General features: G+C 72.9%; 25 protein-coding genes. 4 read left to right on the top strand and 21 right to left on the bottom strand.

Annotated elements, in window-relative coordinates; genetic code table 11:
* Window positions 1-124: 124 nt before the first annotated feature.
* From csrA to NI26_RS07650, 13 genes are all read right to left on the bottom strand, one after another.
* Window positions 125-400, bottom strand: a complete 276-nt coding sequence (csrA, locus tag NI26_RS07710; RefSeq protein WP_066654202.1) for a carbon storage regulator CsrA — start codon at window positions 398-400, stop codon at window positions 125-127.
* Window positions 401-404: 4 nt separating this feature from the next.
* Window positions 405-1,379 carry a hypothetical protein gene (locus NI26_RS07705; protein ID WP_066654200.1) on the bottom strand — a complete coding sequence of 325 codons (975 nt, stop codon included), beginning with the start codon at window positions 1,377-1,379 and terminating at the stop codon, window positions 405-407.
* Entirely contained in the window at window positions 1,354-3,408 is a 2,055-nt protein-coding gene (locus NI26_RS07700; RefSeq protein ID WP_066654198.1) for a flagellar biosynthesis protein FlhA, read from the bottom strand. Before NI26_RS07700 ends, NI26_RS07705 begins: the two co-directional genes overlap by 26 nt.
* Window positions 3,405-4,595, bottom strand: coding sequence for an EscU/YscU/HrcU family type III secretion system export apparatus switch protein (locus tag NI26_RS07695; protein ID WP_066654196.1), 1,191 nt, complete (start codon window positions 4,593-4,595; stop codon window positions 3,405-3,407). The genes NI26_RS07700 and NI26_RS07695 overlap by 4 nt, the downstream gene beginning before the upstream one ends.
* Before the next feature lie 6 nt (window positions 4,596-4,601).
* Entirely contained in the window at window positions 4,602-5,378 is a 777-nt protein-coding gene (locus tag NI26_RS07690; protein WP_066654193.1) for a flagellar biosynthetic protein FliR, read from the bottom strand.
* A gap of 2 nt (window positions 5,379-5,380) precedes the next feature.
* Window positions 5,381-5,653: a flagellar biosynthetic protein FliQ gene (locus NI26_RS07685; protein WP_066654192.1), complete on the bottom strand. Its 273-nt coding sequence runs from the start codon at window positions 5,651-5,653 to the stop codon at window positions 5,381-5,383.
* A complete protein-coding gene (gene fliP / locus NI26_RS07680) occupies window positions 5,653-6,477 on the bottom strand; it encodes a flagellar type III secretion system pore protein FliP (RefSeq protein WP_066658197.1) in 825 nt (274 codons plus the stop codon). Before fliP ends, NI26_RS07685 begins: the two co-directional genes overlap by 1 nt.
* Window positions 6,474-7,079, bottom strand: coding sequence for a FliO/MopB family protein (locus NI26_RS07675; protein WP_066654191.1), 606 nt, complete (start codon window positions 7,077-7,079; stop codon window positions 6,474-6,476). Before NI26_RS07675 ends, fliP begins: the two co-directional genes overlap by 4 nt.
* Window positions 7,080-7,082: 3 nt before the next feature.
* Entirely contained in the window at window positions 7,083-7,790 is a 708-nt protein-coding gene (gene fliN, locus NI26_RS07670) for a flagellar motor switch protein FliN (protein WP_066654190.1), read from the bottom strand.
* Entirely contained in the window at window positions 7,787-8,668 is an 882-nt protein-coding gene (locus NI26_RS07665) for a flagellar motor switch protein FliM (RefSeq protein WP_066654188.1), read from the bottom strand. Before NI26_RS07665 ends, fliN begins: the two co-directional genes overlap by 4 nt.
* Window positions 8,669-8,821: 153 nt before the next feature.
* The gene (locus tag NI26_RS07660; RefSeq protein ID WP_066654186.1) at window positions 8,822-9,754 is read right to left on the bottom strand and encodes an OmpA/MotB family protein; all 933 of its coding nucleotides are present in this window, start codon (window positions 9,752-9,754) and stop codon (window positions 8,822-8,824) included.
* 2 nt (window positions 9,755-9,756) lie between these two features.
* Entirely contained in the window at window positions 9,757-10,572 is an 816-nt protein-coding gene (locus NI26_RS07655; protein WP_066654185.1) for a motility protein A, read from the bottom strand.
* 2 nt (window positions 10,573-10,574) lie between these two features.
* A complete protein-coding gene (locus NI26_RS07650) occupies window positions 10,575-10,877 on the bottom strand; it encodes a flagellar FlbD family protein (protein WP_066654183.1) in 303 nt (100 codons plus the stop codon).
* A 115-nt stretch (window positions 10,878-10,992) separates the two neighbouring features.
* Here NI26_RS07650 and NI26_RS07645 point away from each other — a divergent pair, with 115 nt between their 5' ends.
* The 3 genes from NI26_RS07645 (at window position 10,993) to NI26_RS07635 (ending at window position 15,177) form a co-directional block, all read left to right on the top strand.
* A complete protein-coding gene (locus tag NI26_RS07645) occupies window positions 10,993-12,222 on the top strand; it encodes a hypothetical protein (RefSeq protein WP_144411298.1) in 1,230 nt (409 codons plus the stop codon).
* 92 nt (window positions 12,223-12,314) lie between these two features.
* The gene (locus tag NI26_RS07640; protein ID WP_235426588.1) at window positions 12,315-13,892 is read left to right on the top strand and encodes a helix-turn-helix domain-containing protein; all 1,578 of its coding nucleotides are present in this window, start codon (window positions 12,315-12,317) and stop codon (window positions 13,890-13,892) included.
* Window positions 13,893-14,055: 163 nt separating this feature from the next.
* Window positions 14,056-15,177 (top strand): DUF475 domain-containing protein, encoded by a 1,122-nt coding sequence (locus tag NI26_RS07635; protein ID WP_066654180.1) that lies wholly within the window; start codon window positions 14,056-14,058, stop codon window positions 15,175-15,177.
* 31 nt (window positions 15,178-15,208) lie between these two features.
* On the opposite strand, the gene NI26_RS07630 is transcribed toward NI26_RS07635, so the two are convergent.
* Both NI26_RS07630 and NI26_RS07625 read right to left on the bottom strand, forming a co-directional pair.
* Window positions 15,209-15,943 (bottom strand): hypothetical protein, encoded by a 735-nt coding sequence (locus tag NI26_RS07630; protein WP_066654178.1) that lies wholly within the window; start codon window positions 15,941-15,943, stop codon window positions 15,209-15,211.
* Window positions 15,934-17,886, bottom strand: a complete 1,953-nt coding sequence (locus NI26_RS07625) for a hypothetical protein (protein WP_144411297.1) — start codon at window positions 17,884-17,886, stop codon at window positions 15,934-15,936. Before NI26_RS07625 ends, NI26_RS07630 begins: the two co-directional genes overlap by 10 nt.
* A gap of 107 nt (window positions 17,887-17,993) precedes the next feature.
* On the opposite strand from NI26_RS07625, the gene NI26_RS07620 reads away from it, so the two are divergent.
* Complete coding sequence (locus NI26_RS07620) at window positions 17,994-19,574, top strand: Na+/H+ antiporter (protein WP_066654174.1); 1,581 nt, start codon at window positions 17,994-17,996, stop codon at window positions 19,572-19,574.
* Here NI26_RS07620 and NI26_RS07615 read toward each other — a convergent pair.
* The 6 genes from NI26_RS07615 to NI26_RS07590 form a co-directional block, all read right to left on the bottom strand.
* Window positions 19,529-20,359, bottom strand: a complete 831-nt coding sequence (locus NI26_RS07615) for an FAD:protein FMN transferase (RefSeq protein WP_066654172.1) — start codon at window positions 20,357-20,359, stop codon at window positions 19,529-19,531. The genes NI26_RS07620 and NI26_RS07615 overlap by 46 nt on opposite strands.
* Window positions 20,356-20,856: an FMN-binding protein gene (locus NI26_RS07610; RefSeq protein WP_066654170.1), complete on the bottom strand. Its 501-nt coding sequence runs from the start codon at window positions 20,854-20,856 to the stop codon at window positions 20,356-20,358. The genes NI26_RS07615 and NI26_RS07610 overlap by 4 nt, the downstream gene beginning before the upstream one ends.
* Complete coding sequence (locus tag NI26_RS07605) at window positions 20,853-22,307, bottom strand: ferredoxin reductase family protein (RefSeq protein ID WP_066654168.1); 1,455 nt, start codon at window positions 22,305-22,307, stop codon at window positions 20,853-20,855. Before NI26_RS07605 ends, NI26_RS07610 begins: the two co-directional genes overlap by 4 nt.
* Before the next feature lie 125 nt (window positions 22,308-22,432).
* Entirely contained in the window at window positions 22,433-23,791 is a 1,359-nt protein-coding gene (locus tag NI26_RS07600; protein ID WP_066654166.1) for a sensor histidine kinase, read from the bottom strand.
* Complete coding sequence (locus NI26_RS07595) at window positions 23,788-24,495, bottom strand: response regulator transcription factor (protein ID WP_066654164.1); 708 nt, start codon at window positions 24,493-24,495, stop codon at window positions 23,788-23,790. The genes NI26_RS07600 and NI26_RS07595 overlap by 4 nt, the downstream gene beginning before the upstream one ends.
* 15 nt (window positions 24,496-24,510) lie before the next feature.
* Entirely contained in the window at window positions 24,511-25,242 is a 732-nt protein-coding gene (locus NI26_RS07590) for a FadR/GntR family transcriptional regulator (protein WP_066654162.1), read from the bottom strand.
* Window positions 25,243-25,254: the final 12 nt, after the last annotated feature.

The following is a 25,254-nucleotide window of genomic DNA, read 5'->3' as shown; positions in this document are numbered from 1 at the left end:
AGCCACACGGCCGCACAGACGCACAGCCACACGGCCGCACAGACGCACCGCCGCACAGCCACAGAGCCGCACGAGCGTGCGCACGAGCCGGCGGACACCGCCCGCCCGGACGCCACCGCGGCACTCAGCCCTGGTCCGACGCCCGTCCCCGGTCGCCGAGCGCAGCGCGCAGTCGCGCCTCGGCGTCGTCGGCGCCCTCGGCACCGGACGCAGCGGCCGCCGCAGCCGCCTCCGCGTTCGCCTCGATCACGGCGCGCACGACCTCCTCGCGCTGGATCTTGACCCCGCGCGGTGCGTCGATGCCGATCCGGACGCCGTCGCCGCGGCTGTCGAGGACCGTGATGACGACGTCGTCACCGACGAGGATCCGCTCGCCGACCTTCCGCGTGAGTACCAGCACCCCGTCAGCCTAGCGACACCACCGGCAGGCCCAGCTGGTGGACGGACTCCGGCGTGGCGGTCTCCCCCGCACCGATGGCCACCACACCCGCGACGGGTACCCGCCCGGCGACCGCGGCCACGACGGCCCGAGCATCCTCGGTCTTCCGACCGACGTCGACCACGACCCACACCTGGTCGGCGGCGAGTCCCTCGATCGTCGCCGCGTCGTCCCACGCGGAGACGCCCAGCAGCGCGTGGCCGTTCCGCACGCCCTCGGCGCGCGCGAGGATCCCCGCCCGACGGTCGGCCGCGTCGGTCGGGCGCAGTGCGTACCGTCCGGCGAACACCCCCGCCGCCGCGTCGACGTCGGTGGCACGTCCGACGAGCAGCACGAGGTCGCCGTCGGCCGACCGCACGGCCGGCACCGGCAGCACCGGACCGACGGACGCCGGGGCGGACACCGCGGTGACCGGCGGGACGACGGGAGCCGGTCCCGCGACCGGCAGCGGGCCTCCCGGGCGACCGTGGTCCTCGTCCGTGCCCGGCACGGCCGGCGACGGGCCGTCCTGGAGGCGCGGCGCGGCCGGGTCGACCCGACCCACGTCCGTCCCGGGGCGGCCGGGACGCGGGGCGGCCGCGGCGATCCCGTCGGCCGCGAAGCCGTCGAGCACCGAGGCGAACGCGTCCGCCCGTGTCGACGCGGTGCCGTCGCCTGCGGCGATGCGGGCCTCGGCAGCCTCGGCGTCGGCGAGGAGCGCGGCGATCCCGATGCGGGTGGCCGGGCCGTCGGCGATCGCCACCCGGGCGGTCGGCGGGTCGAGCGGGTCCGGCACCTCGACGACGGCCTCGACGTGGGTGCGGCGGAAGAGCCCACCGATGCCGGGCGTGGACACGCGTTCGGCCGAGACGATCCGGGCTCCCGCACCGAACTCGGTGCGGAGGGCGTCGCGGACCGCCTCGAGCGTCGGGCCGCTACGCAGCGATCGGGTCGGCGGCACGGACCACTCCCACGGTCTCGATGGTGGAGCCCGCGGCGGTGGCCTCCTGGTAGGACAGCACGGGCAGGCCGTTCGCCTGCGCGGACACCATGCGGTGCACGGCCGGTCGGAGCTGCGGGGCGCAGACGAGCACGGCGGACAGGCCCTGCTCCTCGACGCTGCGCACGGCGTCGCGCAGGGACCCGAGGACCTGCTCGATGCGGTGGGCGTCGAGCACGATCTGGGTGCCCTGCTCGGACGGGCGGAGCCCCTCGAGCATCGACTGCTCGAGCAGCGGGTCGATCATGATGACGCGGAGCGTGCCGGCCTCGGCGTGGCGGGCGGGCAGGGCTGGGCCGAGGGCTGCGCGGGCGGCCTCGACCAGGCCCTCGGGGTCGGTCGACACCTTCGCGCGGAGCGTCAGCGCCTCGCAGATGCGGCCGAGGTCGTTGATCGGCACGCGCTCGGCGAGCAGGCCCTGGAGCACGCGCTGCACCTCGGCCAGGGACAGCATGCCGGGCACGAGCTCCTCGACCGCCGCGGGGTTCACCTGCTTGACACCCTCGGTGAGCACCTTGACGTCCTCGCGGGTGAGCAGCCGGGCCGCGTTGTCGCCGATCACGGCCTGCAGGTGCGTGACGAGCACGGAGACCCGGTCGATGACGGTCGCGCCGGTCATCTCGGCCGCGTGCCGGAGCTCGGCGGGGACCCACTTGCCGGCCAGACCGAACACCGGCTCGACCGTCGTGGTGCCCGGGAGCCCGTCGAGCTGGTCGCCGAGTGCGAGCACGCTGCGGGACGGGGCGGTCCCGCGACCGGCCTCGACCCCGGCGATGCGGATCGCGTAGGTCGACGGGGGCAGCTCGATGCTGTCCCGGGTGCGGACGGGCGGCACGACGATGCCCATGTCGACGGCGATCTTCCGACGGAGCGCGCGCACGCGACCGAGCAGGTCGTCGGACGACCCGGACACCATGTCGACCAGGTCCGGTGCGAGCAGGATCTCGAGGGCGTGGACACGCATCTGCTCGAGCAGGTCCTCGGGGCTGTCCGCCGAGGGGGCCGCGGCCTCGAGTGCCTGCTGCTGCTCGGCCGCTGCCGCCTGCTGCGCCGCCTGCCGCGAGAGCCGCCAGCCGGCGAACAGCAGCCCGGCGCCGATGAGCAGGAACGGCACGATGGGCATGCCGGGGATGAACCCCATCGCGATCGCAGCGACCCCGGCGATCACCAGCGCGTTCCGCGACTGCGTCAGCTGCGTCGTCGCCGACGCGCCGATCTCGGTCTCCGCACCCGACCGGGTCACGATCATGCCGGTCGACACGGCCATGAGCAGTGCGGGGATCTGCGAGACCAGGCCGTCGCCGATGGTCAGGATGCCGTACTTCGACAGCGCGTCGGTGACGGAGAGCCCGTTCTGCAGCATGCCGATCGCGACGCCACCGAGCATGTTGATGACGAGGATCAGGATGCCGGCGATCGCGTCGCCCTTGACGAACTTCGACGCGCCGTCCATCGCCCCGTAGAAGTCGGCCTCGGCGGAGACCGCCGCACGGCGTTCCTTCGCCTCGGCATCGGTGATGAGTCCGGCGTTCAGGTCGGCGTCGATCGCCATCTGCTTGCCGGGCATCGCGTCGAGGGTGAAGCGGGCGCCGACCTCGGCGACGCGCTCGGCACCCTTCGTCACGACGACGAACTGGATGACGACGAGGATGAGGAAGACGACGGCGCCGATGATGATCGAGCCGGACACCGCGACGTGCCCGAAGGCCTGGATGACGTCGCCCGCGAAGCCCTCGCCGAGCACCAGTCGCGTCGAGGCGACGTTGAGGCCGAGGCGGAACAGCGTCGCGACGAGGAGCAGCGACGGGAACACCGAGAAGTCGAGCGGCTTCTTCACGAACAGCGTCGTGAGCAGGATCACCAGCGCCAGCAGGATGTTCAGGATGATGAGCACGTCGAGCAGGAACGACGGCACCGGCAGGATCAGCAGCAGGACGATGCCGACGATGAAGACCGGGACGGCGAGCTTGGGCAGGTCCTTGCGGTTCATGCGGGTGCCCCTTCGGTGGTGGACGGACGAGTGCGGAGGCGCCGTGGTCGGGCGTCGCCGGTGAGCGTGGTGGGGTCGAGGACGGTCGCGACCTCGTCGGCCGTGGTCGGCGTCGGCGCGGCGTGCGTCCCGGCGGCGGCGCCGCGGGCCTTGAGCGCCATGACGAACGAGAGCACCCGGGCGACCGGCGTGTAGAGGTCGACCGGGACCTCCTGCCCGAGCTCGCACGCCGCGTGCAGCGCCCGGGTGAGCGGGACGTCGCGGACGATCGGCACGCGCGACTCCTCGGCGGTCGACCGGATGACGTCGGCGACCGGCCCGGCACCCTTCGCGACGACACGGGGTGCGGACTTCCCGGGCTCGTAGCGGAGCGCGACCGCGTAGTGCGTGGGGTTGGTCATGACGACGTCGGCGTCCCCGACCGCGGCGATCATCCGGTTCCGGCTCATCGCGAGCTGTCGGGACCGGCGCTGGCCCTTCACGAGCGGGTCGCCGTCGGTGCGCTTCGACTCGTCCTTGACCTCCTGCTTGGTCATCATCGTGCGCTTGCGGTTGCGGCGCACGACGACCAGCACGTCGACCGCGGCGAGCACCAGACCCGCGGCGACGGCGGCGCGGAGCAGGGTCCCGGTGCCCTCCTCCGCCGCGTCGAGCACGGACGACAGCGGCAGCGAACCGCTCGTCATGAGGACGGGGACGAGCGACTGCACGGCGAACCACAGGACGAGCCCGACGACGGCGGTCTTCAGCAGTGCCTTCACGCCGTTCCAGAGCGCCTGGACGCCGAAGACCCGCTTGAACCCGGCGACCGGGTCGAAGTGGTCCGGCTGCGGGGCCATCCGCCGGAAGTGCACGCCGCCCTGCGCGACGGAGACCGCCGCGACGGCGACCGCGACGACGGCGAGCATCGGGCCGACGGTGCCGGCCACGGAGCCGAGCGCCTCGGACAGTGCCTGCCGGACCGCGGGGACGGTCGGGTCCGCGATGACGCGCTGCACGGCGTGGAGCTGCTGCTCCCCCGCACCCGCGGCGTTGCCGATCGCGGCGGGCATGACCAGCGCGGCCGTCGCGATGCCGACCCAGGCGCCGAGGTCCTGCGAGCGGCCGAGCTGCCCCTTGCGGTGCACCTCCTGCATCCGCTTCTGGGTGGCCTTCTCGGAGCGTTCGCCGCTCCCTCCGTCGGACACGTCGCCTCACCCCCGCCCGGTGATCGCGGCGACGGCGTCGCCGGTCAGGGACGACACGACGGCCGGCAGCGCCATGAAGAGCGCACCGGCGAACACGACGGTCAGCCCGATCTTGATCGGGAAGCCCATCTGGAACGCGTTGAGCGCCGGGGCGACGCGCGTGAGCAGCCCGAGGCCGACGTCGGCCAGGAACAGGACGACGACGAGCGGCCCCGCGATCTGCAGTGCGGCGAGGAACATCTGCCCGGCCGCCGCGACGAGCACCGAGGCGAAGCCGCCGACGGCGAAGGTGCCCGGCGAACCGTCGGCGGTGACGAGCGGCACCGCGTCGAACGACCGCACGAGCCCCGCGACGATGAGCTGGTACCCGCCGCTGGCGAAGAGCAGCGCGAGCGACGCCATCTGGAACAGCCGGGTGAACTGCGCGCCGTTGACCTGGGACTGCGGGTCGTACGCCTGGGCGAGGGTGAAGCCGCCGAACAGGTCGATGAGACTGCCGGCGGACTGCACCGCGGCGAACACGAGGTACACGAGGAAGCCGAGGCCCAGCCCGACGACCAGCTGGGTGAGCAGGGCGAGCAGGAACCCACCGGTGTCGAGCGCGGTGTACCCGAGGCCGACCCGCGGTGCGACACCGATCGCCAGACCGAGCCCGAGGATCACCTTCACCGTGCCGGGGAACGCCTTGTAGGCGAACGGCGGCGCGATCACGAGGAAGGCGACGAGCCGGACCCCGGCGAGCATGGTGGCTTCGAGCCGGTCGGCGTCGATGGCGAGGTCCACGGCTACGTCCCGAGGAGCTTCGGGATCATGTCGAACGCGACGTGGGTGAACGCGACCATCTCGGCGATCATCCAGTTGCCGCAGACGACGAGCGCGATCGCGACGGCGACCGCCTTCGGCACGAACGAGAGCGTGACCTCCTGGATCTGCGTCACCGACTGGAAGAGCGAGATCGCGAAGCCGACCACGAGCGAGGTCACGAGCACGGGGGCCGCGAGCTTGCCGGCCACCAGGAGTGCCTGGAGGGTCAGGTCGATGACCGCCTGCTGGTTCATCAGCGCACCACCTGGTAGCTCTCGATGAGGGACGTGATGATGAGCCCCCAGCCGTCGACGAGGACGAACAGCAGGATCTTGAAGGGCAGCGAGATCATCACCGGCGGCAGCATCATCATGCCCATCGACATGAGCGCGGCGGAGACGACGAGGTCGATGACCAGGAACGGGATGAAGATGACGAAGCCGATGATGAAGGCGCTCCGGAGCTCCGAGATGACGAACGCCGGGATCACGGTCGTCATGGGCACGGCGTCGAGGTCCGTCGGGTTCGCCTGACCGGCGGCGCGCGTGATGAGCGCGACGTCCTCCTCGCGCGTCTGGTGCAGCATGAACGTCCGCAGTGGCTTCGTGCCCACCTCGACCGCCTTCGCGAAGTCGATGTGGCCGGCGAGGTAGGGCTGCAGGGCGTCGTCGTTGATGTGCCCGAGCACCGGGGCCATCACGAACAGGGACAGGAAGAGCGCGAGCCCGGCGATGACCTGGTTCGGCGGGATCCCCTGCAGCCCGAGGGCGTTCCGGGTCATGGCGAGCACCACGAAGATCTTCGTGAACGACGTCATCATGAGCAGCAGGGCCGGCGCGACGCTGAGCAGCGTGATGCCGAGGAGCGTGACGATCGCCGAGGACGGCGCACCGTCGGGCCCGTTCACGCTGACGCTGAAGTCACCGCTCGCGGGTGCCGTCGGGGCCGCCGGCGCGGTCGGCTCGGTGACGCCGACGGCGTGCGCGCCGGTCGTGGTCAGGAGGACGAGACCGGCGACCGTCGCCAGTCCCAGGACGACGAGGGTGGCGGTGCGGCCGGTCCGGAGCGCGGCCGTCACCCGGCCCGCCGGCTTCGGAGCGCGGCGGCGGCCTGCCGCCACGTGTCCGCGGAGAGCACGGAGCCCTGGAGCTGCTGCGCGGTCGGCACGACGGTCCGGGACGGACGACGCGCGGGACCGCGTGGACGCATCGGGAGCACGGGCGCGGCGTCGGCCGGGAGGCCCGTGGCGGCGTGGTCCTGTCGCTCGAGTTCCGCACGGAACGCGTCGGCGGACGGGGCCGCCACCGTGGTCGGCCCGGCGGAGGTCGGCTCGGCGGGCTCGGGTGCCGACGCGACGGCGCGCGGGGCCGTCGGCAGTGCGACCGGCCCGGCGACGACGGTGAGCTCCGGCGCGGGGGTCGGACCACTCCGGAGCAGCGAGACGCTCTGCTCGGACACGCCGAGCACGAGACGCTCCCCCTCGACGTCGACGACGACGACGCTCGCCTTGCCGCCGATGCCCTGGCGACCGACGACCTCGACCGCGGCGGACCGGCGTCCCCGGGCCTTCACCGCGGCTCCGAGACCGCCCTTCGTCGCACGGCGGTGCAGCACCCACATCAGCGCGAGCACGACGCCGAGCGACACGGCGACCCGGAGTGCCATCCAGAGGGTGTCCACGGATCAGACCGCTTCGGCGACGTCGAGGATCCTGGTGATGCGGACGGCGTAGTCCTGGTCGACGACGACGACCTCGCCGTGGGCGATCAACCGGCCGTTGAGCAGCACGTCAGCGGGGGCACCGGCGCTGCGGTCGAGCTCGACCACGGCGCCGGGTTCCATGCCGAGCACGTCGCGCACCGACATCCGGGTCCGACCGATCTCGACGGTCAGCGTCATCTCGACGTTGTTGATGCGACCGAGGTTCCCGGCGGGGACGGCGCCGGCGGCGAGCGGTGCCGAGACCGTGCCGTTCTCACGGACGCGCAGCGCGAACCAGCCGCCGGGGACCCCGCCCGCGGTGAGCTCGAAGACGACCGTCTCCGGGTCGGCGAACAGCGAGGCCGCCGACTCGCGACGGGCGTCCCCGAGCACACCGACGCCGAGCACGGAGGCAGCGGCCTCGAGCGACGGGCGGAGCACGTCGGTGACGTCGACCAGGCCGGCGTCGGCGCCGCCCGCGGCGACGACCGCGCCGAGGTCGGTGAGGACCAGCGCGAGGTCCGCGGAGAGTCCGCCGACGAAGGACGCGACCACACCGTCGACGGCGGCCTCGAGGACGACCGGGGTCGCGCCTCCCGGCAGGGGCACGGCGGTCAGGGGTGCCGCCGTCGGGAGCTGCGCCGCGAGCGACTCGGCCGCGGTGGCGTGGAGGGTGGTGGTGGCGCTCATGCGTGCTGCTCCGGATCGGTGGTGGTGACGACGATGCCGGCCAGGCGCGAGCCGTTGGCGCCGACGGCGGCGGTACCGACGGGTTCGCCGTCGACCGCGATGGTCAGGGGGCGGTGCTGCGGGTGCGGCAGCGGCAGGACGTCGCCGACGGCCAGCCGGAGCACCTGCGTGGGCAGCACGGCGGCGGGCGCGAAGTGCAGGCTGACGCCGACCGGGACGTTCGCGAGCTGCGCGTCGAGCAGGGCGCGGGCGTCGGCGGCCGAGACGCTCGTGGTGTCCTCGCCGAGCTGCGGCAGCACGGCCTCCGCCGGCAGGGCGAGCGTGCCGGGTGCGACGCGGTCGCCGACCCGGATCGAGAACGCGGCGACGATCATCAGGTCGCCCTTCTGCGCGGCCTGGGCGAACTGGCTGTTGAACTGGAAGCCGCCGGTGGTGACCTCGTGCGCGAGGAGCCCGCCGAACGAGTAGCGGAGGTCGTCGAGGGCGTCCTCGACGATCTTCCGCACCAGGGCCTGCTCGATCGGCGTGAAGGTGCGCTCCGGTGTCGGCAGCGGCTTCGATGCGCCGAGGGCGTGCGACACCCACGTCAGGGCCGCGTCGAGCGGGACCTGCAGCACGCCCTTCGGCGCGGTGTCGGCGATCGGCAGCAGCACCATGCCGGTGAGGGCGGGCAGGGACGCGGCGTACTCGTCGTACGTCGTCATCGAGACCTGCTCGCAGGTCACCTGGCTGACGGCACGCACCTTCGCGGTGAGCTGCGTGCCCCACTGCCGCGCGAACGTCTCGAAGGCGAGCTCGAGCACCCGTGCGTGCTCGCGGGCGAGCGTCGACGGGCGCGCGAAGTCGTACACCTCGGGCGCTGGCAGGGTGTCGGTCACGGGTGCGTCTGTCGACCGGCGACGGGCAGGCGTCAGCGCTGTGCCCCGTTCTGGGGCGGCGGCGGACCCGGCGTCGGGGCGACCCGTGGCCGCTCGTCGGCGCTCGTCCTGCGGTCCGGTCCGCGCTGGGGTGCGGGCCCTGCCCGCCGGGGTCTACCCCTGTCGCGCTCCGTCCTGCGCCGTGGCGAGGGCGGGCATCAGCTCGCTGACGTCCTGGTCCTGGTTCGACAGCACGACGATGTCGACCCGGCGGTTGAGGGTGTTGTCCGCGTCGCTCGCGCCCTTCGCGAGCGGGCGGCTCGACCCGAAGCCGACGCTCTGCACGTGGTCCGCCGGCATCCCGCCCCGTTCGACCAGGTCGCGGAGCACCCCGGTCGCGCGTGCGGCGCTGAGCTCCCAGTTCGTCGCGTACGGGGCGGTCGAGTTCCGCTGGTCGGCGTGGCCCTCGACGCTGACGTCGTGTCCGCTGGTCTTCAGGACCGGCGCGATCGCGTCCATGATGCGGCGGGCCTGGTCGGACAGGTCGGCGCTGTTCGTCGCGAAGTAGGTCTCGCTCCCGACGAGCCGGACCGTCAGGCCGCGGTCGTCGACGGCGAACTGCACCTTCGACGACTCCCCCGCCTGCTCGAGGTTGCCCTGGATGGCCGCCTCGATCGCCTTGAGGTCGTCGAGCTCCCGCTGGGCCGCCGCCAGGTCGGCCTTCGACGCGACCGGCGGCACCGCGGTCGACGCCGGGTCGACGTTCGTGTCGTCGGCGCCGGACGCGGCGGTCGAGTGGTCGGCGTCGGACTTGTCCGTCGCGTACCCCTTGCCGTCCTTCGTCACCTGGGACTTCGACACGATCGTGCCCGAGGCGGTGTCGACCTTGCCGGACTTCACCTCGCCGAACCCCGTCGCGAGCGAGTTCTTCAGCGCGATGTACTTCTCCTGGTCGACCGACGACATGGCGAAGAGCACGAGGAACATGCACATGAGCACCGTGATCATGTCCATGTACGACGCCATCCAGCGCTCGTCCGGGTGCTCGGCCTCGTCGTGGCCGCCCTTCTTCCGGCCGCGCCCGCGCCCGCGAGGGTTCGCGCTCACGGTCAGGCCGCCAGCTGCTGGTCGTCGGCGGTGGCCTTCGCGGTCTTCCCGTCCTTGCCGCCGGCACCGCGCGCAGCGGGCGGGACCATCGCGGTGAGGCGCTCACCGAGCAGTCGGGGTTGGCTGCCGGCCTGGACGGCGAGCAGACCCTCCATCAGCAGGGTCTGCCGGTCGGCCTCGAGCTGCGCGAGCTTCCGGAGCTTGCCGCCGAAGGGCAGCCAGAGGAAGTTCGCGGTGAGCAGGCCCCAGAGCGTCGCGACGAACGCGCTCGCGATGAGCGGGCCGAGCTCGTCGGGCTTGCCGAGGTTCGCCAGCACGTGGGTCAGGGACACGACGGTGCCGATGATGCCGACGGTCGGGGCGAAGCCGCCCAGGCCCATGAAGAACGCGCTGGCGCTCCGCATCGGTGCGGCGTTCGACTCGATCTCGTCCTCGAGCAGGATCCGGAGCTCGTCGCCGTCGGTGCCGTCCGCGATGTTCTGCAGGGCCTTCTTCATGAACGGGTCGTCGTGCTTGTCGGCCTCCTGCTCGAGCGCGAGCAGGCCGTTGGCGCGGGCCGTCTCGGCCAACCCGACCACGTCGTCGATGACCGTCTGCGGTGGGGTGACCTTGCCGGTGAACGCCTTCGGGACGGTCTTGAACGCGGCGAGGGCGTCCTTCATGGTGGTGCTCGCGACGCCGCAGCCGATGGTGGCGACGAAGACGAGGAGCATCGGCGCGGGCAGGAAGAGTCCCGCCATCTCGACGTGCTCCATCTGCGCCATCCCGAACAGGGCGCCGAAGGCGAGCAGGATGCCGACGATCGTTGCGATGTCCACGGTCAGCGCCCCCCGTCCTGGCTCCGGACGGCGTCGCGTCGTCCGTTGGTGACGAGCGGCGCGACGGGCGCGAGGACCGGCTGCGGTCCGGTCGCGTCCACCGCGGTGTCCGTGCCGTAGGCCATGCCGACGATCCGCGCGCGGTAGGCGGCGACGAGGCCGATGACGTCGGCCATGGACTCGCGCACGATGTACTTGGCGCCGTCGACCATGATGAGCGTCGTGTCCGGCGTCTCCTGGATGCGCTCCACGAGGTCGGGGTTGACAGCGAAAGCGCTGCCGTTGAGTCGTGTGACGACGATCATGGCCCGTCCTGGTTCTCGATCGTCCCGCCGCCGTCCGTGGGGCGGGATGCAGACCCGTCCGTGGGTGTGCACCGGTCGTTATCGGCGACGATGGCACCCCCGTTAGCCTGGCGTGGTGACCATCGTCGAGGACCTGCTCGCCGGGCCGCGGGGGCGGCGCCTCTGCTGGGAGGTCGTGCTCGGTACCGTCGGCGACCAGCCGGACGACGACACGCTCTTCTGGGCGTCCTACTGGACCTCCGCCCACCGCGGTGACGGCGTCTCGCTGTTCGGACCCGGAGCGTCCGAGCCGCGTCCGGCTCCGTCGGACGACGACGTGGTCACCGCCGTCGAGGCCCTGTTCGACGCTGCCGACCCCGCGTCGGCCACGCTCGACCAGGTGCTCGCGGCCCTCGGACGCGCGGCGGAGTCGGCGATGTGGTGGCAGGAGCCGGACGCCGAGGACGTCCTGCTCCAGACCGTCGTCCCGCGGTCGCTGCACGAGCGGATCGCCACGGCGGTCGCGGCTGCCCCCGGCGTGCAGGCACTGTTCGCCACGGACCAGGATCCGGCCCTGGCTCCTGCTCCGGCTCCGGCTCCGGCTCCGGCTTCGGCTTCGGCTTCGCGACAGTGGACCGTCATCCCGGACACGTCCGGGTACGGCGGCGCCGTTCGCCCTGCCGCAGCAGTGCTCGCCGAGTGGCGGCGCGAGCTGCTGGACGAACGCTCCCACGGCCTGGGCGACCCGGTCACCGCGCCGATCAGCGGGACGTGGTGGACGACCCCTCCCAGCGGGCTCCTCGACACCACCACCGAACGCGACGGCCGCGGGCCACTCGGGTTGTGGGCGGTCGAGGACCACACCGGGTGGGAGCGCGCTGCGGTCGCCCCCGTTGCGGTCGATCCGTCCGCGCGCATCGTGGTGGTCGACGACGCCGAGGACTGGGCCGCGCTCTGCCGTGCGGCACCGATCGACGTCACGGCCACGACCCGTCGCCACGACTGGTACCGGGCGACCGGTCGCGACGGCGCCTGGGTGATGCCGGACTGGGCCGCGATCGCCGAGCGGTACGACGCGGTGCACCTGACCCTGCGGGGGTGGCTGCGCGCCTCCGGAACCGCGATCCCGGTCGACGCGGACTCGGCCGACGGCACCGCGGACTCGGCCGACGGCACCGCGGACTCGGCCGACGGCACCCTGGACTCGGCAGAGGGCACCCTGCACTCGGCTGACGGCACCCCGGCGAGCGTCATCGCCGGGTGGACCCCCGACACGACGGTCTGGCTGCGCGACCCCCGACCCGCGCTCGGCCCCTCGACGATGTGGCGGTGGAGCGGCGAAGACCGCGGCTGGTTGCCGGCCTGAACTCTCATGGACGAGTTATTCCCGATCCGATCCTGGATGATCGCCGGGCGATGTCCCCTGTTTTATCTCATGAGCGTGTTACCGTGGCGACCATGTCCGACACCACCACCGTCGTCACGCCCGCCGAGCCGACCGGCACCGCGCCCGCCGCTCCGCTGCGCGAGGTCGGCGCCCTCATCCGGGGCGCCCGCAAGGGCCGCAGCATGACCCAGACCCAGCTCGCCGAACGCGTCGGCACGAGCCAGAGCGCGATCAACCGCATCGAGCAGGGCGGACAGAACCTGTCGCTCGAGATGCTCACGCGCATCAGCGACGCGCTCGACCAGCAGATCGTCTCGATCGGCGGCGCCCCGCAGCGCGCCCACCTCCGGGTGCAGGGCGGTCGGAAGCTCAGCGGCTCCATCGCCGTGAACTCGAGCAAGAACGCCGCCGTCGCACTGCTCTGCGCGTCGCTGCTCAACCGCGGGGTCACCCGGCTGCACAAGGTGGCCCGCATCGTCGAGGTCGACCGCATCATCGACGTGCTCCGCAGCCTCGGGGCCACCGTCACGTGGTCGGAGGACGGCGAGGTCCTCGAGATCGTCGCCCCGTCGGACCTGCGACTGGACGCGATCGACGCCGACGCCGCCCGGCGCACCCGGAGCGTGCTCATGTTCCTCGGCCCGCTCAGCGGTCGCTACGGCTCGTTCCGTCTGCCCTACGCCGGCGGCTGCGACCTCGGCACCCGCACGGTCGAACCGCACCTCATCGCCCTGCGGCCGTTCGGCGTCGACGTCGAGGCGACCTCCGGCTGGTACGAGGTCGACGTGGCGAACACCGAGGTGCCGACGAAGTCGGTCGTGCTGACCGAGCGCGGTGACACCGTCACGGAGAACGCGATCCTCGCCGCGGCCGCCCGCGACGGCGTCACCACGATCCGCAACGCCAGCCCCAACTACATGGTGCAGGACCTCTGCTTCTTCCTCGAACTGCTCGGCGTGCAGGTCGAGGGCATCGGTTCGACGACGCTCCGCATCACCGGGAAGAGCCGTATCGACGAGGTCGTGGACTACTGGCCGAGCGAGGACCCGGTCGAGGCGATGAGCCTCCTGACCGCGGGGATCGTCACCGCGTCCACCCTCACGGTGACCCGAGCGCCGATCGAGTTCCTCGAGATCGAGCTCGCGACCCTCGCCGAGATGGGCCTGCGGTTCGACGTCAGCGAGGAGTACGCCGCCGCCAACGGTCGCACGCGCCTGGTCGACATCACGGTGCACCCGTCCGAGCTGCACGCGCCGATCGACAAGATCCACGCGATGCCGTTCCCGGGCCTCAACATCGACAACCTGCCGTTCTTCGTCGTCATCGCGGCGATGGCCGAGGGCACGACGCTCGTGCACGACTGGGTGTACGAGGGCCGGGCGATCCACCTGCTCGACCTCACCCGCCTCGGCGCGAGCGTCACCCTGCGCGACCCGCACCGCCTCGACGTGACCGGCCCGACGCACTTCTCCGGCGCCGAGGTCAGCTGCCCGCCCGCCCTGCGGCCCGCGGTCGTCATCCTGCTGGCGATGCTCGCCGCGAAGGGCGAGAGCGTCCTGCGCAACGTCGGCATCATCGCCCGCGGCTACGAGCAGCTGCAGGAACGCCTCAACTCGCTCGGCGCGTCCATCGAGACGTTCCACGACTGACCCTCAGCACCGCCCGGGCGACCTCTCCGGTCACCGCACCCGACGGCCCGTCCCCGCAAGTGGGGACGGGCCGTCACCCGTTCCGGAGAACGCACCGGTGCCTCCGACGCGTCTGCCAGACGGGACGGATGCGCGATCCAGCCGACAGGTGCTGCATGGGGACATGGCCACGAGATCGCTCCTGACCGTCCCCCTCGTCCTCACCGTGGCGGCCGCCGCCGCCGCGTGGGTCACCCTCGGCCCGGCAGCCGCCCTGGCCTTCGCCGCACTCGCCCTGCTCGAGATCGCGATGGCCGCGGACTCGTCGGTCCCGATGGCGGGCATCGCCGGTCGGCTGCACTCCCCCGCACGACGGCTCTTCCTGTCGCTCGGCATCGTCGCCGGAGTGCTCGCGATGCGCCTGCTCCTGCCACCCGCGGCCGTCGCCGTCGGCGGAGCGGCGGACCCCGCGTCCGCCGTCGACGAGGCCGTCTTCGCCCCCGGGTCCTTCTCGGAGCACCTCGCCGAGGTCCGTCCCGCACTGGCTTCCTTCGGCGCGGCCTTCATCTGGTTGGTCTTCGCCGAGTACCTGTTCAACACCGACCGCCTGTCACGGCGGTCCTGGCTGGGCGGTCTGGAGGCACGGCTCGCCCGGGTCGCGCGGCCGCGCGTCTGGTCCGTGGTCACCGCTGCGACCTGCGTGCTCGTCACGACCGTCCTGGTCGGACGCCACGACGCGTGGGCCCCTGACACGGTGCTGCCGGTCGCCGTCTGCGGCGCGGCCGGCGTCGGCGCGTACCTCGTGTCGAAGCGGATCGCCCGGTGGGCGCTGCGGGGCGTGGACGGCACGGACACCGGAGCGGTCGGGACGAGCGGCGCGTGGCGGGTCCACGCCTACGCCTCGACGGTGGTCTTCGAACGCGGGCTCGTCGTCTTCATGCTGTTCGAGATCCTCGACGGCGTGTACAGCCTGTCGGGGTCGGGCGTGCTCGGCGTGGACGGACTCGGTGCGCTCGAGAAGGCCGCACTCGCGGTCGCAGCCATCGCCGTCGGCGCGGTGTTCCTCGCCCGGACGACGTCGCGCCTGGACCAGGCGGCGACGCTCAAGCGCCTCCGGTACCTGAAGGCCGGGGCCGCGTACGTCCTCGGGGTCCTCGCGGTGCTGCTCTGGACGAGCCTGCTCGTGCCGGTCCCCGGGGTGGTCGTCGCCTGGTTCGGCACCGTCGTCATCGGTCTCGCGCTGGCCAGCTCGCTGCCGTGGCGGGCATGGGCGCGACGGTTCCGGCGGCGGACCCTGGCGGGCTGACGCGATCGCGGTCCGTGCCGCCCCTCGCCGTTCAGGGGATCGGCACCGGCTCCCAGGAGACGAAGAGCTGCATCCGGAACGTCGGCGTCGTGTCCGACGGACGGAACCGCGAGCTGAGCGCCGCGGACATCCCGTCCGGCACGGGCACGTCGGTGCTCGCGCCCAGCCGCCCGCTCGTCTCCGTCCCGTCGATCGAGGGGACCGACTCGACCTTCTCCTGCAGCTCGTCCGCTCCGTTCGTCGGGAGGTCGGCCGACTCGAGCGCGTCCCGGTAGGCCGCGACCCCTGCGGCCGCACCGGAGGTCGTCGGTCCCTCGACCTGCAGGACGAACGACCGACCTGCCGGGGTGATGACCTCGCCGGAGGAGTCGGTGAGCCCGTCCGGGTAGTCGTCGACGGTGACGATCACCTCGCCGACCGGCAGGTCGACGACCCGGTCGCCCGGGAGGACGAAGCGTGCCGGTCGATCATCGGTGGAGCTGTAGGCGGCGACCGCGTTCCGGACCGGCGACTCGCCGTCGGTGTCGACGCCGAACGCCTCGACGCTCGGCGTGCCGGTGAGGTCCCAGACCTCCACGCCGTCCTCGAGGCGCATGGCGGTCGGGGTGGGGCCGTTGTGCTGCACGTCGGTCTCGCTTCGGTCGGGACGGGTGGAGGGGTCGGACTGGGCCCCCGGTGGCGGGCCGGCGCAGCCCGACAGCAGGGCGACGACCGCGGTGGCGACGACCGCTGCCGCGATCCCTGGGCGACGAGCGTTCAGTGCCATGCGAGCTCCGAGTCGTGGAGGTTGTCGAGGAGTTCCGGGATGCGGTTGTCGAGCCGACGTTGCTGGATCCGATCGGGGACCGACCCACCCACGAGTTCGCGGGCACGGTCGGGGTCGTCCTGGACGAGCTGCTGCCACGCGGGCAGTGTGTCTCCCTCGATGTAGTCCCACCGGGTATCGAACTCCGAGATGTTCCCCTGGGGGATGTACCAGTGGTCCACCCAGCCCTGTGTGCCGGGGCTGAAGGGGTTCACGTCGACCGGTACGTCGATGCCGCCCTCGAACTGGCCGAGCGTCTTGGTTCCGGGGATGGACGCGTCGCCGACGATCCCCAACATCGTCGTGAGGGCCTCACCGGTCGGCTCTCGGTCGTGCATCTGCTGGTAGGCGCCCTGGATGGTGTCGCGCTGCTCGCGGAGCAGCAGGGTCTCGTTGCCCTGTGCGATGCGGTCCTGGTCCCCCGTGCGCCTGCCGGCGTCGATGTCCTGCCAGGCGGAGTACGTCTGCCGCTCCGACAGCGCGGCGTCGACCGGGTCGTCGTTCGCACCGCGGAGGAGCCCCGCGGCACGGAGCTCGTCGATGCTCGTCATGCCGCCGTCGAGGTAGGCCTCGTGCATCGTCGAAGCGTCCAGGAAGATGTCCTTCTGCATGCCGAGGAACGTGCGTTCGTAGAAGGCGATCTCGTCGTCGCCCATCCCGGCCAGCTGGTCGATGAGCGGTCGGATCGACGGAGGCGCCAGCGGACGTGCCGTCTGGATGTGGTCGCGGAACGAGTGCAGGTCGAGGAAGCCCGCCGCGAAGTCCGGGCCGACCATGTTCGCCATGCCGGCCCACGTGAAGGCGGGATCGTCGAGGTACAGGCTCGCGTAGTACTCGTACGAGCCGGCGACCTGCGGCATCAGTGCCGGAGCTCCACGGTCCAGCTGCCACGTCGCCATGTCGATGCCGACCTTCTCGGCCGCACGGGTCACGTACATGCGTTGCAGCACGTCGGCGTACCGGGTCGGCGGCAGGTCGGCGGCGCGGGCCGCTCCGACGATCGCCGACAGCACCGTCGACGACGTCCCCCACGCGGGTGGATCCGCGACGAGCCGGTCGAGGACGTCCGGGTTCGCCGCCAGCCATGCCGCTCCGACCTCCGGATCCATGTGCGACAGGACCTCGAGGGGGTCGACACCCTCGGCGGAGAGGGCGGCGGCGACGACGAGGTCGAGGACCCGGTCGGTGAGGGTGCCGTTGCCCGCCTGCTCGAAGGCGCCAGCGACGTGCTCGATCCATCCTGCGTCCGCGTCGTTCTCGTCCACGAGGCGCCGAGCGCCGTCGACGAACCCCGGGCCGCCGGTCGGCACCCACGAACACGAGGCAACGAAGTGCGACCACGCGGTCCCGACCCGGTCCACCTCGGCGCGGAGCGCGGTGTCGGCCGCTCGGGCGTGCGTCACGAAGCTCCGGAGGTCGGTCGGGTCGGCGCTGCTCGTCGCGGATCCGGAGCCGGTCGAGGTCCTGATGCGCTGCGTGGGCGAGAACGCGACGGCGACCGTCGGGGGCTGCACGGGCGGCGCGGTCGGCCGCGGGTCGAAGAGCCCCTCCACCCCCGAGGCGATCCACTGCACCGCGTCGTCGTCCCGTCGTTCAGCGCGGTCCGCCTCACGCGCGTCCCAGGCCGCGACGTCGGCGAGCCGAGCGCGCTCCTCGGCGGCCAGCTGCGCGGCGAGCCGGACCTGCCGCGCCAGGTCGTCGAGCACCGACGCCAAGCGGGCTCGATCCTGGGCCTCGGTCGCGCACGCCTGTTGGAAGAGGCGTGCGTACGCGCCCCGGAACTCCTGCGACGCCGACTCTGCCGAGCTGCGTCTCCCTGCCCCCTGCTCAGCGAGGACCCGGTCTGCGTGTGATGCTGCCGTCACGAGTCCCTGCGCGGCGCCGTCGTCGAACTGTACCCCCATACAGGTGGAGCATAGCCGCCCTCCACCATCCGTGCCGGACCGATCGGGAAGGACGTGCAGCACGTTCGGCGTTGACTGACGCGTCGCAACGAATCCTGAGGAGACACGTGCTCGGTCCAGAACTGGTGGTGGCCCTCGGGCTCGCCATCGCCGTGACGGCTGCCGTCGCGGACCGCATCAGGATCGCGCCGCCCGTGCTCCTGCTCGTCATCGGCGCGCTGCTCGCCTTCGTCCCCACCTTCGGTCGGGTCGAACTGCCCGCCGAGGCCGTGCTGCTGCTGTTCCTCCCCGCACTGCTCTACTGGGAGAGCCTCACCACGTCGCTCCGGGAGATCCGCAAGAACCTGCGCGGCATCGTGTTGATGGGCACGCTGCTCGTCGTCGTGACCGCCGGCGTCGTGGCGACGCTCCTGCACCTGCTGGGCATGCCCTGGGGGCCGGCCTGGGTGCTCGGCGCAGCGGTTGCCCCGACCGACGCCACGGCCGTGGGTGTGCTCACGAAGATGCTGCCCCGCCGGAACGTCACGGTCCTCCGCGCGGAGAGCCTGGTGAACGACGGCACCACCCTGGTCGTGTACGGCATCGCGGTCGCCGTGACCGTCGGGACGCAGGAGCTCACGTTCTGGAACGTCTCCGGCATGCTCGTCCTGTCGTACGTCGGCGGGGTCGCGGCCGGACTCCTCGCCGCGTGGCTCGGCTCGCTCGTGCTCCGACGGGTCGACACGGTCGTGCTCGAGAACCTCGTCACGCTGCTCGTGCCGTTCGCGGCGTTCCTCGGCGCCGAGGCCGTCGGCGCGTCCGGGGTGCTCGCCGTCGTCGCCGCGGGCATCGTCGTGAGCCAGGTCGCTCCGAAGCTCGACCGGGCGGAGACCCGCCAGCAGGTCCGCGCCTTCTGGTCGTTCCTCACGTACCTGCTCAACGGTGCGCTGTTCGTGCTCGTCGGCATCGAGGCCATGGTCGCTGCCCGTGCCCTCGACGCCCGTGAGCTGTGGAGCGGCGTCGGTCTCGTGCTCGCGGTCTCCGTCGTGCTCGTGCTCGTGCGGTTCGCCTTCGAGGGCACGATCGGAGGAACCGTCTGGCTCGTCACCCGGCGGTTCGGCGGCGAACCGCGGGAGGGTCGACGCGACCGACTGGTGAGCGGCTTCGCCGGGTTCCGCGGTGCGGTCTCCCTGGCGATGGCGGTGGCGGTGCCGCGCACGCTCGAGTCCGGGGGCGCCTTCCCCGACCGCGACCTCATCGTGTTCGTCACCGCCGGCGTCGTCGTCGTGACCATCGTCGGCCAGGCACTCGTGCTCCCCGCCGTCCTGCGGCGCGCGGCGCTCCCCGAGGACGAGTCCGTCGGCGAGGAACGCCGCTACGCCGAGCGCACGGCGGTCGAGGAAGCGCTCGACGCGCTCCCCCGCCTGGCGCGCAGGGCAGGTGCCGACCGGGCGACGATCGACCGCGTCCGACGCGACCTGGAGGCCCACCTCGACGTGATCCAGGCTCGGGAGGAGGACGACGAGGACCACCCGACGCTGCAGCGACACGACGCGACGGTCGCGCTCGAGCTCGCCCTGGTCCGGCACAAGGCCGCCACCCTGCTGCGGCTGCGGGACGACGACGAGATCGACGACCTGGTGCTCCGGCAGGTGCGCGCGGGCTACGACGCCGAGGAGGCGCGGCTCGAGGGATCGACGCCGACCTGAGCCCGCCCCGTGGGCGGTTGCTCGAGCGGCCCCGCCACGGGCACAGCGCCCGGCCCGAGCGCTGACGACACCCAGGGAGCCGCACCGGGCGTCGCCCAGACGATGCCGTCGGCAGTGAAGGCGAGCACGTCGACGTCCCCGTCGGCGGTCAGTCGCCGGAGGTCGTCCTCGTCCCCGGCGACGACGGCCGTTGCGAGGACGTCCGCCGTCAGGACGTCGTCGGCGACGACGGTCGCCTGCACGAACACGGGCGCGCTCCGTCGCCAGATGTGCTCCCCGCGCTCCGCGGTCCCCGAGGTCGCGACCGCACGTCGGCTGCGGCCGAGCCGCACGACCCCGACGACGGTGTCCCGACGTCCGGGATCGACGACACCGACCGACCACGGCTCGTCGGGTCGGTGGGTGCCGCGGACGAGTACGTCGCCGCCGGCGCTGAGCATCCAGGCGTCCGTGCCGGTGTCGAGGACCTCCCCGGCGTCACGGATCGCGAGTGCCTTGACGACGCCGGACAGGTCGATCACCCCGTCCGGACGGTGGGGCGTGAAGGCACCACCGGTCCGGTCCCGCCACGACAGGGCGAGCGCGTAGACGTCCCGGACCGCGGTCGGCGCATCGGACAGCCGGAGCGACCCGGCGGCGATGCGGCTCAGCACCGAAGCGGGGTCCCAGAGGCTGTAGCGGTGGTCGTACCCGGCGAACACGGCGCGGACCGCGGACGCGGCCTCCGGAGTGGCACCGCGGAGGCTCACGACGGTCCCCATCGTCTCGAACGTCAGGACGCTCACAGGCCGGCCTGGTCGATCGCGGACTGCAACGACGTGGTGTAGCCCCCGCTCGTGAACGTCGCGCCGCTCACCGCCTGGATCTGCGCCGACTGGGTCTGCAGGGCCTCCTGCCGGAGGATCGGGGCGGCCTGCTGGCTGATCGCGACGGAGCGGCCGTCCCGGTCGGTCAGGTGCAGGGGGGTCACGTCGGTGATCTTCCCGTCGGCGACGGTGATCTGCACCTGGACCTCGCCGTACTGCGTCTGCGCCGCGGCACCGGTGAAGGTCCCGGAGTCGGACGCGCCGGACGAGCCGGATGCAGACGAGCCGGACGCCGACGAGCCGGTACCGGACGGTCCCGGCGACGCCGACGAGCCGGAGGTCCCGCCCGAGCCGGCGCTCCCCGACGTCGTGCCCTGCGCCGGTGTCGTCACGGCCGGCTGTCCGCCGAGCTGCCACCCGATGGCGAGCACCGCCACCGAGGACAGGACGCCGCCGACGACCACCCGGGCCCTCACGACCCGAACCGTTCCTGGTGGATCTGGTGCTCCGGGACGCCGGCGAGCCGGGCCTCCCGCACCACCAGGTCGGACCACGCCTGCGGCCCGCAGACGTAGAGGTCGGACTCGAGCAACCGCGGGAACGCCGACCGCAGGCTGACCCCACGACGGAGGTCGTCCTCCGTCATCCAGCTCTCCTGCGACCTCGCGCGGTGCCCGACCACGGCGAAGAGGGTGCTCCCGGTCGCCGCAGCGAGCTCCGCGGTCTCCTGCCACAGGTACTGCTGCTCGGCGTCGGTCCCCCGCAGGAGCACCGTGGCCTCGCCGGGACGCAGGTCGGTGTCCTCGAGCAGCGCGCGGACCGGCGTGATCCCGATGCCCGATGCGACGAGGGCGAGGTACGGGGCCGTGCGGGCCCGGGTCGTGAACAGGCCGTAGGGGCCCTCGAGGGACACCGCGGTACCCGGCCGGATCCGCCCGAGGCGCGCGGACCCCGCTCCGAGGTCGCGCACGGTGATCCGGGCACGCTCTCGTCCGGGCACGGCCGAGAACGACACCGGGTGGGCGTGCCACCAGGTCCGCGCGGACCAGAACCGCCAGACGCCGTACTGGCCGCCGCGGGCACCCAGCCGGTCGAGGTCGCGGCCCGCCAGGTGGATCGACACGACTCCGGGAGCGATCGGCTCCACCGCCACCACCCGGATGCGGTGCCGCAGGCTCACGACCACCGGTCGGACGAAGCGGTGGACGACGACGAGACCGAGCGCGACGGCGTACGCGGCGATCCAGTACGCCCGCTGCCAGGTGCCCTGCCCGAGCACGCTGCCGACGCTGAGCATGTGCGGCAACGCGACGAGGACGGCGGCGTAGCTGAGCAGGTGGACGACGTGCCACGCCTCGTACGGCAGTCGACGCCGGACCGCGACGAGGGACGACACCACGACCGCGACGAACAGCCCCAGGGCGAGGTACGCGAGCGGCATGTCCGGCGTGGAGAAGAGCGAGACGGTCTCGGCGATCGGGCCGGTACCCGACGACGCGCCGTAGCCCAGCGTCAGCAGCACGCCGTGTGCCAGCAGCAGGTACAGCACGGGCTCGCCGAGCGACCGGTGCACCGCGATCGCCTTGTCCTGGCCGAACACGCGGTCGATCAGCGGCACACGCGCGGCGAGCACGAGCATCACGAGCACCAGGTCGGTCGCGACCAGACCGGCGACGATCCCGGTGTCGGTGAGCACGCCGCCGACGCCCGAGACCGAGTGCGATCCCGGCGAGGCCAGCCAGAGCGCGACGGCGACGGCGGCGGACGCCCACGCGAGGACACCGAGCAGGTCGGTGACCGCAGCACGGCCGCGACCGGATCGGCGACGGCGCCGGGCGGCGACCTCGAGGGGCTCCGCGGGCGGTGCCGGGAAGTGCCGCGGCGGAGCCGCCGCGGCACGTCGGGTGGGGCGAGCGGTGTCGATCATCGTCTCGTTCCTCTCCAGCAGGTGATCGGGTGACGTTCAGCATCGACACCGGTCCCATGAAGCAGCCCGGAACGACGGCCCTGCTTCGTTCGAGACCTCGAACGAAGCAGGGCCGTCCCCGGGCCTCAGCGCGCGGGCAGTCGCACCACCGCGACGGCGCCGCCGCCGGGTGCGTTCGCAAGCGTGGCCTCCCCGCCCGCCCGCTCGGCGAGCCCTCGGACGAGCGCCAGGCCCAGTCCGCTGCCACCGAGGACGGCCCGCCGTGCGTCGTCGGCACGGGTGAAGCGGTCGAACGCACGCGGGAGGAAGTCCTCCGGCACACCGGGACCGTCGTCACGGACGACCAGCTGCAGTGCGCGGTCCTCCTGCCGGACCAACGTGATGCCGACCTCGACGTCCGGAGCGCCCGCGGCGATCGCGTTCGCGACGAGGTTGTCGACGACCCGTCCGAACGCCGCGGGGGTGATGCCGTACCGTTCGGCACCGTCGGGCACGTCCACGGTGAAGTCGACCCCGCTGGTCCCCCCGAGCGCCCGAGCCCGGTCGACACTGCCCATCAGCTCCGTCACGAGCTCCGCTGCGGTGGTCGACGGCGTGGCCTGCGTCTCGTCGAGCCGGCTCAGCTCGAGCATGGTGTCGGCGAGTGCGGTGAGACGCGCGGCGTCGGACTCGGCGGCCGCCAGCTCCCGCTCGAGCGCGGCGGCGTCACCGGACGACCGGTGCGCGAGCTCGAGTCGTGCCGTCAGTGCCGCGAGCGGCGTCCGGAGTTCGTGGCTGGCGTCGGACACCATCCGTCGTTCGCGGACCGCGTTCTCGCGTTGCCGGTCGATGAAGGCGTTGAGGGTCCTCGCGAGGTCGGCGAGCTCGTCCTCCGACGGGCCGACGGGCAGGTGCCCGGTCGCGTCCCCGCCGCTGAGCGCCTCGGCGGTCCGACGCATCCGCGCGACGGGTCGGAGCGCGACGGTCGAGAGCAGCCAGGCGGCGAGGCCCGATGCGACGAGCGCGAGCAGGGTCCCCACGACGAGCGAGCGGTCGACGCGTTCGACCGTCTCGTGCCCGGCACGGCCGTCCTGCGCAGCCCACACGACGAACCGTCCGTCGGCGCTCGCGACCGGTGTGCCGACGAGCGTCGCGCTGCGGTGCCCGTCGCCGAGCCGGAGCGTCGTGGTCGATCGTGGGACGCCGTCCGGGAGCGACCGGCGGAGGTCGTCCGGCAGCGTGTCGACGATCCACTCGCCGGTCGAGGAGCGGATCCCCACGAGGACGCCGTCGGCCGGTCGGTCGGGCGCCTCACCCGGGTTGTCCCGGAGGTCGGCGACGAACGGCGCCGCGTCGCCGACGGCGAGGGACCGGTCGGTCTCCAGCGTGGCCTGCCGCACCTCGGCGTGCAGCACGAGCGCGACCAGGGAGAGCACGACCGCGCCGACGAGCACACTCCCGATCGTGATGCGCGCGCGGACGGACAGCCGCCGCAGGAGCCTCACGGACGGGACACGACGTCGAGCGCGTAGCCGACGCCCCGCACGGTCCGGATGGCCACGTCGGCGCCCGAGGCGTGCAGCTTCTTCCGCACGTAGCTGACGTACTGGTCGACGATCGTGGGGTCGAAGTGCTCGGCGCTCCCCCACACCTCACGCAGCACCTCCGCCCGGGACCGGGTCTCCGGCGCCCCCTGCACCAGGTACCGCAACAGCGAGAACTCCTTCACGCTGAGGGGCAGGTCCCGGCCCGCCACGGTCGCCCGGACGGTCACGGTGTCGAGTCGGACGGCGCCGGCCTGCACGACGGTCACGGCACCGGCGGACCTGCGGCGGAGCTGCGCCCGGATCCGGGCGTTGAGCTCGGCGATCGCGAAGGGCTTCGTGAGGTAGTCGTCCGCGCCGGCGTCGAGCCCGAAGACCCGGTCGTCGACGGCATCCCGCGCGGTGACGAGGATCACCGGGAAGTCCTGGCCCGTCTCGCGCAACCGACGACACACCTCGAATCCGGTCATCTCGGGGAGCATGACGTCGATCGCCGCCGCGTCGAACGACCGCGCGGCCGCAGCCACGAGCGCGGCGACGCCGTCGGTGACCACCGTGACCGCGTGCCCCTCGCCGACCAGTCCACGCTCGACGAGCGCGCCCATCGCCGGGTCGTCCTCGACCACCAGGATCTCCGCCACGTGCACCTCCGTTGCGACGATCATGCACGACGGACGCCGTCAGGAGGTCGGGACCTGGCCTGCCCGGAGCATCGCCCGCTCGAGCAGTTCGAGATCGATGCCGACGTGCCGACGTGCGAGCACCCCCGCGTCGACCGACTGCCCGGCGCAGACGGCGTCGACGAGCCCCTCGTGCTCGAGCAGGGCACGGTGCTCCATCTCGGCCATGCCCTCGGCGGTGCCCCAGAGGTGTGCGGGCGCCGCGATCGACACCTGCGACTCGAGGTCGGCGAGCGCCGCTGCGAGCACGGCGTTGCCGGCGGCGTCGATGATCGCTCGGTGCAGCACCGCGTCCGCCTGCTGCTTCTCGAGCCCGGACGCGGCGGCGCGGAAGTCCTCGAGCCGGGTGCGCAGCGTCGTCCGGCCGTCGTCGGTGATCCGCTCGGCCGCTGCGGTGGCGAGTGCGCCGTGCAGCAGGGCGATCGCGTCGGTGGTGTCGCGGATGCCGGCCCAGCGTGCGAGCAGCGTCCGGGCGACGGCGTCGGAGGACGAGTCCGGCCACTGCGAACGGACGAAGGTCCCGCCGCCCCGTCCTCGACGTGTCTCGAGCAGGCCGCGGTCGACCAGTCGCGCGAGGGCCGCGCGCACGGTGACGCGTCCGACACCGAGGAGCACGGCGAGCTCACGCTCGGGCGGCAGCCGGGAGGCGGGCAGGTACTCTCCGACGGCCACGGCGGTGACGAGCCGGTCCTCGACCTCGTCGACACGGGTCTCCGTCGCGCGATCTGGCACTCGGCCCCCTCC

Source organism: Curtobacterium sp. MR_MD2014 (assembly GCF_000772085.1).
In the GTDB taxonomy this organism is placed as follows: Bacteria; Actinomycetota; Actinomycetes; order Actinomycetales; family Microbacteriaceae; genus Curtobacterium.
The sequence above is the reverse complement of the archived record's forward strand: the minus strand, read 5'-3'. Positions and strand labels throughout refer to the sequence as shown.